Source organism: Gordonia sp. NPDC062954, assembly GCF_044543825.1.
Classification (GTDB): domain Bacteria; phylum Actinomycetota; class Actinomycetes; order Mycobacteriales; family Mycobacteriaceae; genus Gordonia; species Gordonia tangerina.
The window spans coordinates 22971-38303 of record NZ_JBITWL010000016.1 but is presented as its reverse complement, the minus strand read 5'-3'; the positions used below and the strand labels follow the sequence as shown (position 1 = coordinate 38303).

Annotated in this window: 15 protein-coding genes and 1 pseudogene; 5 read left to right on the top strand and 11 right to left on the bottom strand. The window is 66.8% G+C overall.

Features of this window, described 5'->3' with window-relative positions; all coding sequences use genetic code 11:
- Positions 1-60: 60 nt before the first annotated feature.
- Complete coding sequence (gene purD / locus ACIGKQ_RS15700; protein WP_266060393.1) at positions 61-1314, top strand: phosphoribosylamine--glycine ligase; 1254 nt, start codon at positions 61-63, stop codon at positions 1312-1314.
- A 30-nt stretch (positions 1315-1344) separates the two neighbouring features.
- Here the strand turns inward: purD and eutC are convergent, their stop codons facing one another.
- From eutC to ACIGKQ_RS15655, 9 genes and pseudogenes are all read right to left on the bottom strand, one after another.
- Positions 1345-2121, bottom strand: a complete 777-nt coding sequence (gene eutC / locus ACIGKQ_RS15695) for an ethanolamine ammonia-lyase subunit EutC (protein ID WP_235723991.1) — start codon at positions 2119-2121, stop codon at positions 1345-1347.
- A complete protein-coding gene (locus ACIGKQ_RS15690) occupies positions 2118-3527 on the bottom strand; it encodes an ethanolamine ammonia-lyase subunit EutB (protein ID WP_396574413.1) in 1410 nt (469 codons plus the stop codon). Before ACIGKQ_RS15690 ends, eutC begins: the two co-directional genes overlap by 4 nt.
- A pseudogene (gene eat, locus ACIGKQ_RS15685) lies at positions 3524-4967 on the bottom strand (ethanolamine permease). The gene ACIGKQ_RS15690 and the pseudogene eat overlap by 4 nt, the downstream one beginning before the upstream one ends.
- A 155-nt stretch (positions 4968-5122) precedes the next feature.
- Positions 5123-6079: an alpha/beta hydrolase gene (locus ACIGKQ_RS15680; RefSeq protein ID WP_396574412.1), complete on the bottom strand. Its 957-nt coding sequence runs from the start codon at positions 6077-6079 to the stop codon at positions 5123-5125.
- Between the two features lie 187 nt (positions 6080-6266).
- Positions 6267-6875: a DsbA family protein gene (locus ACIGKQ_RS15675; RefSeq protein WP_396574411.1), complete on the bottom strand. Its 609-nt coding sequence runs from the start codon at positions 6873-6875 to the stop codon at positions 6267-6269.
- A 14-nt stretch (positions 6876-6889) separates the two neighbouring features.
- Positions 6890-7291 carry a DUF302 domain-containing protein gene (locus ACIGKQ_RS15670; RefSeq protein ID WP_396574410.1) on the bottom strand — a complete coding sequence of 134 codons (402 nt, stop codon included), beginning with the start codon at positions 7289-7291 and terminating at the stop codon, positions 6890-6892.
- A 61-nt stretch (positions 7292-7352) separates the two neighbouring features.
- Positions 7353-7622, bottom strand: a complete 270-nt coding sequence (locus tag ACIGKQ_RS15665) for a metal-sensitive transcriptional regulator (protein ID WP_396574408.1) — start codon at positions 7620-7622, stop codon at positions 7353-7355.
- 66 nt (positions 7623-7688) lie between these two features.
- Entirely contained in the window at positions 7689-9830 is a 2142-nt protein-coding gene (locus ACIGKQ_RS15660) for an MMPL family transporter (RefSeq protein WP_396574406.1), read from the bottom strand.
- 212 nt (positions 9831-10042) lie between these two features.
- Positions 10043-10609: a TetR/AcrR family transcriptional regulator gene (locus tag ACIGKQ_RS15655; protein ID WP_235723999.1), complete on the bottom strand. Its 567-nt coding sequence runs from the start codon at positions 10607-10609 to the stop codon at positions 10043-10045.
- A 117-nt stretch (positions 10610-10726) separates the two neighbouring features.
- On the opposite strand from ACIGKQ_RS15655, the gene ACIGKQ_RS15650 reads away from it, so the two are divergent.
- Positions 10727-11632, top strand: a complete 906-nt coding sequence (locus ACIGKQ_RS15650) for an SDR family oxidoreductase (protein ID WP_396574404.1) — start codon at positions 10727-10729, stop codon at positions 11630-11632.
- A 4-nt stretch (positions 11633-11636) separates the two neighbouring features.
- Here the strand turns inward: ACIGKQ_RS15650 and ACIGKQ_RS15645 are convergent, their stop codons facing one another.
- Positions 11637-12107 (bottom strand): nucleoside deaminase, encoded by a 471-nt coding sequence (locus ACIGKQ_RS15645; protein ID WP_396574402.1) that lies wholly within the window; start codon positions 12105-12107, stop codon positions 11637-11639.
- A 119-nt stretch (positions 12108-12226) separates the two neighbouring features.
- Here ACIGKQ_RS15645 and ACIGKQ_RS15640 point away from each other — a divergent pair, with 119 nt between their 5' ends.
- Genes ACIGKQ_RS15640 through purB form a run of 3 tightly spaced genes read left to right on the top strand, consistent with a single transcriptional unit; the run spans position 12227 to position 14743 of the window.
- A complete protein-coding gene (locus ACIGKQ_RS15640) occupies positions 12227-12820 on the top strand; it encodes a TetR/AcrR family transcriptional regulator (RefSeq protein ID WP_266060406.1) in 594 nt (197 codons plus the stop codon).
- 34 nt (positions 12821-12854) lie between these two features.
- Complete coding sequence (locus ACIGKQ_RS15635) at positions 12855-13259, top strand: hypothetical protein (protein ID WP_396574400.1); 405 nt, start codon at positions 12855-12857, stop codon at positions 13257-13259.
- Between the two features lie 56 nt (positions 13260-13315).
- Positions 13316-14743, top strand: coding sequence for an adenylosuccinate lyase (gene purB, locus ACIGKQ_RS15630; RefSeq protein WP_396574398.1), 1428 nt, complete (start codon positions 13316-13318; stop codon positions 14741-14743).
- 49 nt (positions 14744-14792) lie between these two features.
- Here purB and ACIGKQ_RS15625 read toward each other — a convergent pair whose 3' ends face one another.
- Complete coding sequence (locus ACIGKQ_RS15625; RefSeq protein ID WP_235724005.1) at positions 14793-15086, bottom strand: SelT/SelW/SelH family protein; 294 nt, start codon at positions 15084-15086, stop codon at positions 14793-14795.
- Positions 15087-15333 lie beyond the last annotated feature (247 nt).

Below are 15333 nucleotides of genomic sequence, written 5' to 3'. Positions count from 1 at the left end.
CCCGGGTACGAACGAACCGGAGGAGAGGCGGTGCACCGAAGACCCACTAGAGTCATCTGCGTGCGCGTACTCGTGATCGGCTCGGGCGGCCGCGAACATGCCCTGCTCATCGGACTGTCAAAGGACCCCTCGGTCACCGAACTGCACGCCGGGCCCGGGAATGCCGGCACTTCGGCGATCGCGACCAATCATCCGGTCGACATCGTCTCCGCCGATGCCGTCGTCGCGCTGGCCAAGGGCGTCGAGGCGGATCTGGTGGTCATCGGACCCGAGGTGCCGCTGGTGGCAGGCGTCGCCGACGCCCTGCGCGCCGCCGGCTTCGCCACATTCGGACCCAGCGCCGACGCCGCACGTATCGAAGGATCCAAGGCGTTCGCCAAGGACGTGATGGCATCGGCCGGCGTGCGTACCGCACACAGTGAGATCGTCGACAACCCGGCCAAACTCGACGCCGCCCTGGACCGTTTCGGACCCACCTGGGTGGTCAAGGACGACGGGTTGGCCGCCGGCAAGGGTGTGGTGGTCACCGAGGATCGTTCGGCCGCACGCGACCACGCGGCCGAATTGCTGGAGAACGGTCACCCGGTGCTGTTGGAGAGCTACCTCGACGGACCCGAGGTGTCGTTGTTCTCGCTGGTCGACGGCGAGGACGTGGTGCCGCTGATCCCCGCGCAGGATCACAAACGCGTCGGCGACGGCGACGCCGGCCCCAATACCGGAGGCATGGGTGCCTACACACCGCTGCCGTGGCTGCCCGCCGAGGTGACCCAGCAGATCGTCGACGAGGTGGTCAAGCCGGTCGCGGCCGAGATGGCCAAGCGCGGCACCCCGTTCTCGGGTCTGCTCTATGCCGGCCTGGCCATCGGCAAAGACGGGCCGGCCGTCGTCGAGTTCAACTGCCGCTTCGGCGACCCGGAGACTCAAGCGGTACTGGCGTTGCTGAAATCGCCTCTGGGGCAAGCACTCAACGCGACTGCCACCGGGACGCTCGGTGAGCTGGCGCCGCTGGAATGGGCGGACGGTGCCGCGGTCACCGTGGTGGTGGCTGCAGAGAACTATCCGGGCAAGCCGCGCACCGGTGACGTCATCGGTGGTGCCGAGGGCGAGGGTGTCCTCCACGCCGGCACCGCGCGGTCCGACGACGGTGCGGTGGTCTCGGCCGGCGGACGGGTGCTCTCGGTCGTCGGGACCGGCGTCGACCTCGCCGAGGCGCGCGCACAGGCCTACGACCGCATAGCGGCGGTCAAACTGCCCGGATCGCATCACCGCACGGACATCGGTCAGGCCGCACTAGAGGGGCGCATCAGTCTCTGACGTCCTCGGACCGGCGGAGTGACCGTCTCGTCACGACTGATCCAACACTTCGCGGGCGCTGTCGGGGAGTTCGGCGCGCGAGGTGTCCTTGAGTGCGACGCCGGACCGACCGAGCTTGCGGGCGCCGTCGACGAGGGCGGCGGTGATGGCGGCAGCGGTGTCGTAGTCGAGTCCGTCGGGCGGATGGATGTTGGAGATGCAGTTGCGGTCGGCGTCGTTGAGGCCCACTCGCGGTCGGTGGGTCAGGTAGATGCCGAGGCTGTCGGCGACAGACAGTCCGGGGCGTTCTCCGATGATCATGATCACCGTCTGCGCCCCGAGCGCCTGCCCGATGTGGTCGCCGAGTGCCACGCGGGCCTGGGTGGCGATGACTGGCGGCGCGAGGGTGAACCGCGAGCCGAGTCTCGCCAATAGCGCCGCCAGCAGCCCCGACCCGTGATCGGTGAGTGCGCGTGGCGACAGTCCGTCGGCCAGCACGATGGCGATGTCGGCGCCCGTGTCGGGGAGATGGGCGACGTCGGCAGGTCGGCGACCCAGATCGGGGCGGCGCAGGTACTCGCTGCGGGAATGCGCTTGGCTCTCGACTGCCAGCGCGGGCGCGATGTCGAGGTCGGCGAGTTGCTTTCGGAGGTCGTCGAGGTCAAGCGGATCGTGCACGGCGTCGCGTGCGGCGGCATGCGCCGCCTGGAATTCGAGCACCCGACGCGACGGCATCGAGTTGCCGGCTCGTCCCAGACCGATGCGGGCCTGTGTGGTGCGCCGCAGCTCGGACCAGATGTCCTCGGCGGGGCGGTGTGCGCCGGTCATCGAGCCGCAGTGAGGGATCGCAGGGGCGAGCCGGCCAGATCGACGGGCAGGATCCGTCCGTCGTCGTCAGCCATTCCGAGGCCGGCCAGCCACGTCTCGAACTCGGGGGCGGGGCGTAGCGAGAGTGCCTGACGCACGTACAGCGCGTCGTGAAATGACAGGCTCTGGTACCCGAGCATGACGTCGTCAGCGCCGGGCACGGCGATGACGAACGCGGCTCCGGCCACGCCCAGCAGGGTCAGCAGGGTGTCCATGTCGTCCTGATCGGCTTCGGCGTGATTGGTGTAGCAGACGTCGACGCCCATCGGGAGTCCGAGGATCTTGCCGCAGAAGTGATCTTCGAGTCCGGCCCGGATGATCTGTTTGCCGTCGTAGAGGTATTCGGGGCCGATGAATCCGACGACCGTGTTGATCAGCAGGGGTTCGATGTCGCGGGCGACGGCATAGGCGCGGGTCTCGAGGGTCTGCTGATCGACGGGTTTGCCGCCGGTCCCGACGTGGGCGTCGGCCGACAGCGCCGACCCCTGCCCGGTCTCGAGGTACATGACGTTGTTCCCGACGGTGCCACGACGCAGCGAGCGTCCCGCTTCGTTGGCCTCACGCAGCAGCGCGATGTCGACGCCGAAACTGCGGTTGGCGCCCTCGGTGCCGGCGATCGACTGGAAGACGAGGTCGACCGGCGCCCCCTGTTCGATGAGGTCGACGGTGGTGGTGACGTGCGACAGCACACACGACTGCATGGGAATGGCGAATCGCTGCCGGATGTCGTCGAGCAGATGCAGCAGATCGGACGTGGCGTGGGGGGAATCGGTGGCCGGGTTGATCCCGATCACCGCGTCACCGCACCCCATCAGCAGCCCGTCGAGCGTGGCCGCCGCGATTCCGCGCGGGTCGTCGGTGGGGTGATTGGCCTGCAGTCGGGTCGCGATGGTCCCGGGCAGTCCGATGGTGGTGCGGAAGGCTGCGGTCACCGTCGCGGCCGAGGCCACCAGGATCAGATCTTGGTTGCGCATGATCTTCGACGTGGCCGCCACCATCTCGGGCGTCAAACCCCTGGCGACAGAGGCGATCCGGGCGGCGCTGTCGTCGCGGGCAGCGGTCTCGAGAAACCAGTCGCGCAGTCCGCCGACGGTGAGATGGGAGATGACTCTGAACGCCTCGCGGTCGTGGGAGTCGATGATCAGGCGGGTGACCTCGTCGGACTCGTACGGAACGACCTGCTCGTCGAGGAATGTGGTGAGCGGCAGATCGGCGAGTTGCCAGGCCGCGGCGGCCCGTTCGGCATCCGACTCTGCGGCACATCCGGCGAGTTCATCACCGGATCGTCGGGGCGTCGCCTTGGCCATGAGGTCGACAAGGCCATCGAACTCATATGTCGTCCCCGAGATGGTCTGGCTGAACTTCACCGCAGCTCCTCCTCCGCTTGCGCCAGGGCAGCGAACTCCTCGTCCGGCGAGTTCGCGACGAGCCGATGACGGCTGTACACAGCGAAGTACAACATGAAAAGTGCGAACACGCCGAGGCAGCACAGCGCGGCCACCACATCGACGAGGAACGTCGCGATCACGGCGATGACCGCGATCACCAAGGCGAATCCGGTGGTCACCACGCCGCCCGGTGTGCGGTAGGGGCGCTTCATATCGGGCTCGCGACGACGAAGAACGATGTGGCTCACCATGATCAGCACGTAGCTCGAGGCGGCGCCGAATACCGCCATGTTGAGTAGCAGGTCACCTTCGCCGGTCAGGGACAGCAAGAACCCGATGACGCCGGGCACGATCAGCGCCAGTGTCGGAGCCTTGCGTCGGTTGGTGACCGACAGGATCGTCGGGAGGTAACCGGCGCGTGACAGGGCGAACAACTGTCGTGAGTAGGCGTAGATGATCGAGAAGAAGCTCGCGATCAGGCCCGCCAGGCCGATGTAGTTGACCACCTTGGCCATCCCGGAATCGCCCAACGCCTCGACCAGCGGATTGCCGGACTCCGACATCGGGCCCGCACCACCGGCACCGGTGGTCAGCACCAGTACCGTCACGCAGGTGATCAACAGGACGCCGATGGCGGCGATGATGCCGCGCGGGACATTCCGTTCCGGGTTGGAGGTCTCCTCGGCGGCCAGGGGGACCCCTTCGATGGCCAGGAAGAACCAGATCGCGAACGGGATGGCCGACCAGATTCCCAGGTAGCCGAACGGCAGGAACGACGATGAGCCGGCCGCGTCGGTGGCCGCGATGTCGGTGAGATTTCCGGCGTCGAAATGCCCGATTGCGGCGATCGCGAAGACGACCAGACCGACCAGGGCGATGGCGGTGATCACGAACATCACCTTCAGCGCCTCGCCGACTCCGGAGAGATGGATACCTATGAAGATCGCGTACACGGCGAGGTAGATCCACCACCCGTCGACGATGCCGAACAGGTTGAGCGAGTCGACGTAGGCGCCGATGAACGTGGCGATGGCGGCCGGGGCGATCGAATACTCGATCAAGATGGCTGTGCCGGTGGCGAATCCGCCCCACGGGCCGAGGGCGCGCCGGGCGAAGGTGTAGCCGCCGCCGGCTGCCGGGAGGGCGGAGGACAATTCCGCCATGCCCAGAACCAGGCACAGATACATCGCCGCGATGATGACGGCGGCGATGGCGAGGCCGCCGAATCCGCCCTCGCCGAGTCCGAAGTTCCAGCCGGAGTAGTCACCGGAGATCACGTAGCTGACGCCGAGTCCGGCCAGCAGCAGCCAGCCGGCGCTGCCGCCCTGTAGTTGGCGTTGCGAGATAGCTCTGTGACTCGGAGTGGGTGTCGACACCACCGGTGAGGTGATGCGGATGCCTTGGGTCCTCGGTTGCCACGGTCGGCCTCCTTCTGCGCACCGGTGTTCATGATGTGAACAACACTGACTGACAAACGTGATCCCTGACACTATTGAGACAACGTTGCAACCGAGTTGGTCAGGCGCGGCACTGGCCGTTCGGACAGGTGGGTGGGACGTGGCGGCCGAGGACGCTCAGCGTGCGAGATTGCGGCCGAGGAACTCCACGTGATCGGGTAACACGCTGCGCCAGTAGCGGTTGGTGTGCCCACCCGCGGAAGTGCCGAATGCGGCGGGCGGGTGCAGGTCAGCGGCCCACTGTCGGGTGTAGGTGAAGAACTGGTCCGACGACCCGATGCAGATCAGCAGCGGGATCCTGGCGAACGCGGATTGCTGCCCGAACAGCGAGTTGACTCGATAATCGGCGGCCGAATCGAAGGCGCGGGGTGGAAAATTGCGTGGATCTGCCCACAGCGCAGGGGAACTCACCGACACCGCGGCGACCTTGGGTGACCCGACCAGCGCGCCGAGCCGGAGCGCGCCGTAGCCACCCATCGACCAGCCGAACAGGCCGATTCGCTCGGTGGACAGGTTCAGCGCCTCGTCGGCCTCGAGCATTGGTAGGAACTCGTCCAGGATCATCGCGGCACCGTCGGCGCCATCGGTGCGCCGGTGGTAGTAGTTGCGCCCGACGTCGGCCGACGCCAACGCGAACGGCACACCGCCGTCGTCGACGTAGCGTTGCAGCACGTTCTGCATCTGCTGCTTCTCGGAGAAGATCGATTGCTCGTTGGTGTTCAGCGCGTGCAGTACCACCACGACCGGCAGTCGCCCGGTGACGCCGTCCGGGCGTGCGACCGCCCACCGTGTCTCGCGGCCGCCCATCTTGGCCGATCGAAAACTGCCGGTGATCAGCGCCGGACCCTCGCTGGGGATCTCCGCCGGACTCTGCTCGGGGGGTAGTTCGTCGTCGGCGGCGTGCGCGCCCAGACGCGGCGGGTCGATGTCGGGTTGCTCGTCGTGGGCGCAGGCAGTCAATCCACCGATCATCGCCGCACCCAGACCGCCGACGAGGACCGAACGCCGGCTGACCCGTCCACCGCTGTGGGTGAACGGGTCAGCTGCGATCGGGAAACGTGGTTCGCGGGGCATCGACTCCACAGCGTACTGGTGTCGTCGTGACGGTCAGCCGCGCCGGAAAAAGCCACGCTTTCTGGCATCGGCGTGCCCCGGGCACCACTGATTCGCGGGCACCATCCGCCGCACAGCGTCGACGTGGCTGCCGCAGCCGGCCCACGTGGTCTTGCCGCATTGGGGGCAACGGGTGGGATGGCACATGTCAGGCCGGCGCTTCGTGCATGTTCGGTGGGCCGGACTTCGGTCGCTCCACCTGCGCGAAGGCCGGTGACGAAGCCAGGGCGGTGAAGCCGCCGAAGAGGCGTACCGCTTCTTCAGGCGCCGGGATCTCGGTGAGTACCGGGCCGAAGAAGGCGCGACCGTTCACGACGGTGATCGGACTGCCACCAGAGTCGCCGAGTGCATCCTGGCTGCGTTGGTGTGCCGCACGTACCGCGTCATCCCAGCTCTCGTCGTCCATGGCGGAGACCAGTGACGGTTCCAGCCCGCACTCGCTGAGCGCCTCGCGGGCCAGTTCGTCGGTCAGCTCGTTGCCCTCGGCATGCAGTCGTCGGCCGAGAGCGGTGTATAGCTCGCCGAAATCCTCGGTCCCCGTTGCCGCGGCCACCAGGCGCCCGATGCGACGCGATGTCTGTAGGCGCGCGGCCTGGGCGTCGTCGGCGTCCTGATCCTCGTTCAGTACGGCGAGGCTCATCAGTCGCCAGGTCACGCGGACGTCGATGTGCTCGGCGGCGCTGGTGAGCCATCGCGAGGTGACCCAGGTGAACGGGCAGACCGGGTCTCCGTAGATCTTGACGTCGGTGTCGGTCATTGTGTCTTTGCCCCTCATGCCGATTTCAGCGCGTCCATGGCGGCCTGCAGCTTCGTCGAGGCATCGGCCGCGACGTCGGGGAGGCCCGGGGCGTCGGTCACCTGGACCATGATGTCGGGATTCATGGCCTCGATGATCACGGTGCCGTCGTGCTCGGTGTCGTCGCGGACCACGACGTTGCAGGGCAACAGCAGCCCGATCTGCCGGTCGACGTCGAGGGCGCGATGCGCCAGCGGCGGATTGCAGGCGCCGAGGATCAGGTAGTTTTCCATGTCCTCGTCGAGCTTCTTCTTCAGCGTGGCCTTCACGTCGATCTCGGTCAGCACGCCGAATCCCTGCTCGGACAGGGCCTCGCGCGTGCGAGTCACGGCGTCGTCGAAGGTGGTCTGCAATGTCGCGGTGTAGCCGAGTTGCATCGCTCTCATCCTTTCTGTTGGGGGTGTTCTCATGCTGTCCGACCGCCCGGACTCCCGGTGGTCAGGCCAGTGCCAGAAACAGCTTCTCGAGTTGTTCTTCGGTCATGGGTTCGGCGTTCTCGACCTCCTCGCCGGACATGCACTGACGCAATCCGGTGGCGACGATCTTGAATCCTGCCCGGTCGAGAGCCCGAGACACCGCGGCGAGCTGGGTGACGACGTCCTTGCAGTCGCGGCCCCGCTCGATCATCGAGATGACGCCCGCGAGCTGGCCGTGCGCCCGCCGCAACCGGTTGAGCACCACGGTCATCGATTCTTGATCGCCTACCATGAGGTTCCTTCTTTCATTCAGTGACGCTCTCAGTGTATACCCCTCGGGGTATCGGGAGAGCGATCCTCAGTGGCTGAACGACACCTTGGGCAGGATTCGCCGTAACCACGCCGGACTCCACCAGGCACCGTGGCCGGTGATCCGCAGTAGCACGGGCAGCAGTACCAACCGAATCAGCGTGGCGTCGAGCAGGACCGCGACACCCAGAATGATGCCCATCTCCTTCGGCGGCAGCGGATCTGCCAGGGCGAAAGTGAAGAACACCGCGACCATCACCGCAGCGGCGGCGAAGATCACCCGACCGGAATGGGCGAGCCCGTCCACGTGGGCCACCTTGGGGTCCTTGGTGCGTTCATAGTGCTCCTTGGCGGTGGCGAGTAGGAACACGGTGTAGTCCATCGCGATCGCGAAGATCATGGCGAAGAAGAACACGGGGCCCCAGCCGTTCAGGAAGCCTTGTGGCTCGAATCCCAGGACGCCAGAACCCCAGCCCTCCTGGAAGATCAACCGCGCGACGCCGAAGGCGGCGGCGGTCGACAGCAGACTCACCACGGTGCCCAGGAGTGCGATCAACGGGGCCTGCAGCGCGATCAGCAGCAACAGGAAACCGAGCGTGAGGATCACCCCGACCACGATCGGGAACCAGTCATTCAGGGCTTGTTGCAGATCGATGTTCTCCGCCGGAGCGCCGCCGACCAGGGCGTCGGGCGGAAGTGCAGTGCGCAGCTCGGTGACGAGCGTGTTCATCTGGTCATCGGAGGGGTCGACCGCAGGGATGGCCTGCAGCATCACGTAGCCGGAGCCGTCGGCGTCCGGTTGCGGGGGAGTGACCATCGCGACGCCGGGTGTCGAGGACGCAACCTCGGCGGTCTGGGCGGCCTGGGCCTCGGGTGCGATGATCTGCAGCGCACCGGGTGCACCCGGGCCCATGGCTTCCTGTACGACCTCGTAGCCCTGGCGCACCGGTGCGTCTTCGGGGACGACGCTGATCGACGGCATGGCGACCTTGATACCGATCACCGGCAACGCCAACACGATCAGGATCGCCAGCGATCCGACCGCGAACGGCCAGGGGTGACGGTGCAGCAGTTCACCCCACCTGGCGAACACCGGCGAGCGATGCTGCTGGCGCTTGGCCCAGGGCAGCGACACGGCGTTGACGCCGTTGCCGATTGCGCCGAGGACGGCGGGCAGCAAGGTCATCGTGGCCGCCAGCACGAACGCGACCGCGAGCATGATGCCCACCGCCATGGTGCGGACCGCGGGCGCGGGCACCAGGAGCACCGCCGACAAGCTCACCAACACCGTCAGGCCGGACAACATCACGGCCTTGCCGGCCGTGTCCATGGTCTCGACGGTGGCCGCGACCTTGTCCTTGCGGTGAGCCATCGCGGCGCGGAAGCGAGAGACGATGAACAGGGCGTAGTCGATGCCCAGGGCGAGCGCGAACATCATCGCGAAGTTCATGGCCCACACCGAGATTGGCGTGACCATGTTCAGCAGCACCAGGCCGCCGGCAGAGGCGACCAGGCCGGCGATGGTGAGCAGCAGTGGCAGGCCGGCGGCGACCAGTGAACCGAAGGCGAGCACCATGATCGCGAGTGTGATCGGCCAGGAAACCATCTCGGCCTTGATCATCGCGTCGTGGTTGGCCTTGTTGAAGTCGCTCCACAGGGCGGACGCACCTGTCGGATAGACGTCGATTCCGTTGCCGGACAACGCTGTCAATTCGTCTTTGTGGTCGTCGACGGCCTTCACCATGTCGTCGGTGGTGCCATTGGCCCCGATCAGGACGATACCGGTGTGACCGTCCGGACTGATGGTCATGCCAGGTTGTGGCGGCACGACCGCGCCGAAGCGGTCGTCGGTCGTGGCGACATCGGTGATCTGCCCGATGACCCGCTGCATGTCGGGACTCGAGATGTCCTGGTCATCGGAGTGGACGACCACCTGGACCGCCGCCGACGAGTTGCCGCCGAAGTGTTCCTCGGCGAGTTCGCGTACGGCCACCGACTCCGAACCATTGGCCTGCCACCCGGCGCCGGCCAGTGAGTTGAAGACCGAGGGTGCGAAAGCGCCGAGGCCGATCACGAGCAGCGCCCAGATCGCGAAGACCCAGCGTCGGTGTGTGGCGGTGGCGCCACCCAATCGCCCGAGGGGCCCGGTTTTCCGGGACTCCTCGGTATCTGTTTCTGCCGTTGTTGTCACGAGGTTGCCTCCAGACGCCCCGGGAACATACCCAGGGGGGTATCGATCGGAACGTAGGCGACCATACCCCAGGGGGTATGGGTAGGCAAGGGGGGAACATCTACTCGGATGGCCCCTCGGTTCGGTTTGGGAGTCTTAGTGGTCCCGTCCGTGAATTCGTCGGGCGTCTTCGGCGTTCGAGGCAACCCCGAAAGAATTTACGAGCAGCACCTTCAGTCGGTGGCCAGGCTGCGCAATCGGGCCACCGCGGTGTGCAGCAATGCGTCGAGCGTCTCGACGTTGTCGGCCGCCACCCACTCGGCGAAGGCGACCTTGAATGCGGCGATACCCATCTCGGCGGACAGGCGGGCGGTCGTGGCGTCGACGTCGCGGTTCTCCAGGGAGGTGGCGACGGCGTCGACAAGCGAGGTCATCTTGAGCGCTTCACGTTCGCGCAGTTCGGGATTCGTGTCGATGACGCGTTGTCGGGTCCGCGCGAACTGCACGCGGTCGGCGAAGAATGTGCCCGCGGCGCGGTGCAAGGTCGCGGCCACGGATTCCAGTGGCGGGCGGCCGGGCGGTTGCCGGTTCAGGTCATCGACGATGGCGTGTTCCAGGGTGTGTCCACTGTCGAAGAGGACTTCGCGCTTGTCGCCGAACTGGCGGTAGAACGTGCGCTCGGTGACCCCGGCGGCGGCGGCGATGTCGGCCACCGACGTCGCCTCGTAGCCCCGCTCGACAAAGAGGCGGAGCGCGGCGTTCTGCAGGCGCTCCCGCGATCCTGTCGGCCATCGTCCCACGGTCGACACGATACGTGATGACAGAACGTGACATCAGGCGTATCGTTCGTTATGTCAGATTGTGACATCACATTCCGCGGACCCGAAGGCGGGTTCCGCGATTTCAAGGAGACTCTCGTGAAGGTTTTCGTCACCGGCGCATCTGGCCACCTCGGTTCCGCGGTGGTCCCCGAGCTCATCTCCGCCGGCTATTCCGTGGTCGGGCTGGCGCGTTCGGGTAAGGCGGCCGAATCCGTGCAGGCGCTCGGCGCTGCGGTCCGGCGTGGCGGACTCGATGACCTCGACGTGCTGTCCGCGGCGGCTGCCGAGGCCGACGCCGTCATCCACCTGGCCTTTCGGCACGACCTGATGCAGGTGGGCGACCTCGCGGCGGCTGCCGAGGCCGATCTGTCAGCGGTCCGGGCGATGGCCGAGCCGCTGGTCGGAACCGGCAAGTCGTTGGTGGGTACCTCCGGCACCGCGATGCTGGCGCACATGGGTGTCCGCGGCCGTGCCGGCACCGAAGGCGACGTCGGCGACGGTGGGTACCGGATCGACACCGAGAACGAGATCATCGCCCTCGGCGAGCAGGGTGTGCGGTCATCGGTGGTGCGGCTGCCGCCCTCGGTTCACAGCGACCTCGATTGGCACGGTTTCGTGCCCGCACTGATCGGGTTCGCCCGCGACAACGGGTTCGCCGGCTACTTGGCCGAGGGCACCAATCGGTGGCCGGCCGTGCACACCCGCGACGCCGCACGCCTCTACCGGCTCGCCGTGGAGTCGGCGCCCGCGGGCACCCGGCTGCACGCGGTCGGCGACGAGGGGGTTGAGTTCCGCGACATCGCGGCTGCCATCGGACGTGGGCTGGATATCCCGACCCGTCGAGTGGCGCCCGACGATGCCAGTGCTCGTTTCGGCTTCCTCGCCGCCTTTGTGCCCGTGGATAATCCGACATCTGCCGCGCGCACCGAACGGCTGTTGCAATGGCAGCCCGAACACCCAGGGCTCATCGCCGACATCGACGCCGGCCACTACTTTCGTTGACCGCTCAGCAGTGCCAGAAACCGGCATGTACCTCGCGGGCTGCCAGGATGTCGAATGGTCCGCGCACCGCGGTCGGATGTCGGCCGCGGGTGAAGACCTCCCGGCAGGGCAGCGACATGGTCGGGTTCTTGACGTCATCACCGGTCATCGCGCGCAGTTCGTTCTCGCCGAGCGCGAACACCACCGTGCGGATGCGGGCCCAATAGATGGCACCCGCACACATCGCGCACGGCTCGGTGCTGGTGTAGAGCGTCAGCGTCGCGCGGATGCCCGGATCGAACCGCTTGCCCGCGACCCGAACAAGATTGGTCTCGGCGTGGCCGGTCGGGTCGTTGTCGGTGTCGACGGTGTTGAGGGCGGTGCAGACGACCTCACCGTCCGCGTTCACCAGCAGGGCGCCGAAGGGGTGGTTTCCGTGGGCCCGTGACTCGGCCGCCAGATCGATGGCCTGATGCAGAAATGCGACGTCGTCCATCCCTCGATGATCTCAGCACTGTGCCACCTCCGTTGCCGGGATAGCGCCGAATTCACCGTTCGCGAAGCGGCTTTTGCCAAAGCAACACCCGGCAGCCAACCCTTTGGCAGCATGTTTTCATGACTTCGGCGGCAACCCCGAAGGGGCTGCGACGTCGGTCCCGATTGATCGAGGCCGCCGGTGAATTGCTGCTCGAAGGCGGGTTCGACGCGGTTCGTCACCGGGCGGTTGCCGAGCGTGCGCAGCTGCCGTTGGCATCGACGACCTACTATTTCGGATCGCTCGAAGACCTGATGGCCGAGGCGGCGGCCGAGGTCTGCCACCGCGAGGAGAAATGCATCGCGGCCCGCCGCGACGCCGTCTCGCGTCGGCGTCGCGGCGGGCACGCCACCGCCGATGCGCTGGCGGAGGTCTTCGTGGGGCCCGACACCACCATCGAGACCTTGGCCGCCCGCTACGAGACCATTGCGTTGGCCGCCCGCTATCCGCGTTTGCACGATGTGGTGGCGGATCGTCGGATCTTGTTGGCGGAGATGCATTCCGATGTGTTGCAGAAGTCGTTCCGGATCGCCGAATCCGCACGCGTGCAGCAGTTGATCGCGGTAGAAGACGGAGCCGTGGTCGGGGTGTTGGGTCGTCGGGAGGCGAGCGCCTACACGGCGACGCGGGAGGCGTTGTACGAGGTGATCGAGGTACTTGCGCCTCGCGAGTAGCGCGGGGCGCATGAAGCGAGGGAGGGCGCCAGAGATGCGACAACGGGGATGGCCGCGGGTGCGGCTCGTGCCGGCAGCGCTGCTGGCAGCAGCGACGGCGATGATGGTCTCACCCGGGTCGGCTACGGCAGCACCGGTCGGCAAGGTCGACGCCGGTGTGCCGTTCTCGTCGGTCGTCTACGGCACCGGATGCCGCTACGACCTGACCGTCGACGTCAACTCGGTCGGCACGGTGACCTTCTGGGAGAGGCCGCAGGGCGCGCCCGCCCGAGTCCTCGGCTCGGCCGAGGCAGACGGGGCCATTGCGACCATCAGTTGGGTGCCGCGCCGGGTGGCCACCACACAGTTGTATGCGACGCAGAACGGGGTGACCGGCCCGGTCGCGGTGTTGCGCGTGCACCAGGGTTATGGGTCGGGGTGGGCCTGTTTCGCTTTGTGAGCGGCGGCGCGGACGTGTTCGGCAATGGGTGAGTGGGCCGCGACTACACTGTGTGCGTGTCGAAGCCCTCCATTTCCAACGTCCTGGCCGGTCGCTACGCTTCTGCTGAGCTGGCCGAGATCTGGTCACCCCGCCACAAGATCGCGCTGGAGCGTCAGCTGTGGATCGCAGTGCTCAAGGCGCAGCGCGACCTGGGGATCGATGTCCCCGACGATGCCATCGCCGACTACGAGAGAGTTGTCGACCAGATCGACCTCGACTCCATCGCCGAGCGTGAGCGGATCACACGACACGACGTGAAGGCGCGGATCGAGGAATTCAACGCGCTGGCCGGACACGAGCAGATCCACAAGGGGATGACCAGCCGCGACCTCACCGAGAACGTCGAACAGTTGCAGATCCTGCGATCGCTGCAACACGTGCACGCCCATGGCGTTGCAGTTCTGGCTCGGGTGGCCGACCGCGCCGCCCAGTACTCATCGATGGTGATGGCCGGTCGCAGTCACAACGTCGCCGCGCAGGCCACCACCTTGGGCAAACGTTTCGCCAGTGCCGCCGACGAACTGATGATCGCGCTGACCCGCGTGCACGAACTGATCGACCGTTACCCGTTGCGGGGCATCAAAGGCCCGATGGGAACCTCGCAGGACATGCTCGACCTGCTCGGAGGCGACGCCGTGAAGCTCGCCGATCTCGAGGCTCGGGTGGCCGATCACCTCGGTTTCGCACGGTCGCTGACCTCTGTCGGCCAGATCTATCCGCGCTCCCTCGACCACGACGTGGTGTCCGCACTGGTGCAGCTCGCGGCCGGTCCGTCGTCGCTGGCTCACACCATCAGACTGATGGCCGGCCACGAGCTGGTTACCGAAGGATTTCAGCCCGGCCAGGTCGGCAGTTCGGCGATGCCGCACAAGATGAACACGCGTAGTTGCGAGCGGGTCAACGGCCTGCAGGTGGTGTTACGCGGCTACGGTTCCATGGCGGCCGAGCTGGCCGGCGCCCAGTGGAACGAGGGTGACGTCTTTTGTTCGGTGGTGCGTCGGGTGGCATTGCCCGATGCCTTCTTCGCCATCGACGGGCTGATGGAGACCTTCCTCACCGTGCTTGCCGAGTTCGGGGCTTATCCGGCGGTCATCGCCAATGAGCTCGACCGCTACCTGCCGTTCCTGGCCACCACCAAGGTGCTGATGGCGTCGGTGCGCGCCGGCGTCGGCCGGGAGAGCGCGCACGAGGCGATCAAGGAGAACGCGGTGGCCGTAGCGCTCGCGATGCGCGAGGAAGGGCGCGAACCCGACCTGCTCGACCGCCTCGCCGCCGACGACCGAATTCCGCTCGACCGCGCCCAGCTCGAGGACTTGCTCGCCGACAAGTCGGTGTTCGTGGGCGCCGCCGAACAGCAGGTCGCCGATGTGCTGGCCGCGGCGGAGAAGGTCGTCGCGCAGTACCCCGACGCGGCTGCCTACACGCCGGCGCCGATCCTGTAGCTGCTCGCCACCCTGGTCCCTGATGAGGTTCGGAGCTTGCGGAGGACCGTCACGAAGTGCTTTCCGACGCCCGATCCGCGTGTCCGAGGTTCCAGTCCGGCAGTGCGACGTCGCGTACCAGCTTCTTGAGCGTCACCACATCGGGGAAGCCGCCGTCGCGTTTGCGCTCCCACACCTGCTCACCGTCGACGTCGATGTGGAACACACCCCCGGTTCCGGGTACCAGCGTCACCGCCCCGAGGTCGGTGCCGAAGGTATTCAGGAGCTCGCCGGCCATCCACGACGCCCGCAGCAGCCAATTGCACTGCGTGCAGTAGGTAATGGTGATCTGCGGGCCGGTCACGCTGATCCCGCCACGACGGTGGTCTCGTCGGACTGCCGGCTCGGGCCGAATCGTGCGCGCAGACGCCGAGGTCGATGATTCATGCCGACCATGATCGCCAACGTCGCCGGGGAACACAACGCGCCGACGACCGATGCCGGGCCCGATCCGAGAGCTCTCAGGGTCTCCCTGCGGTCGAGATAGAACGACTTTCCACTCTGTGTCCGTGCTGCCGGGGCACGCGGCTTCCCGGGCATGTCCTAGGGTC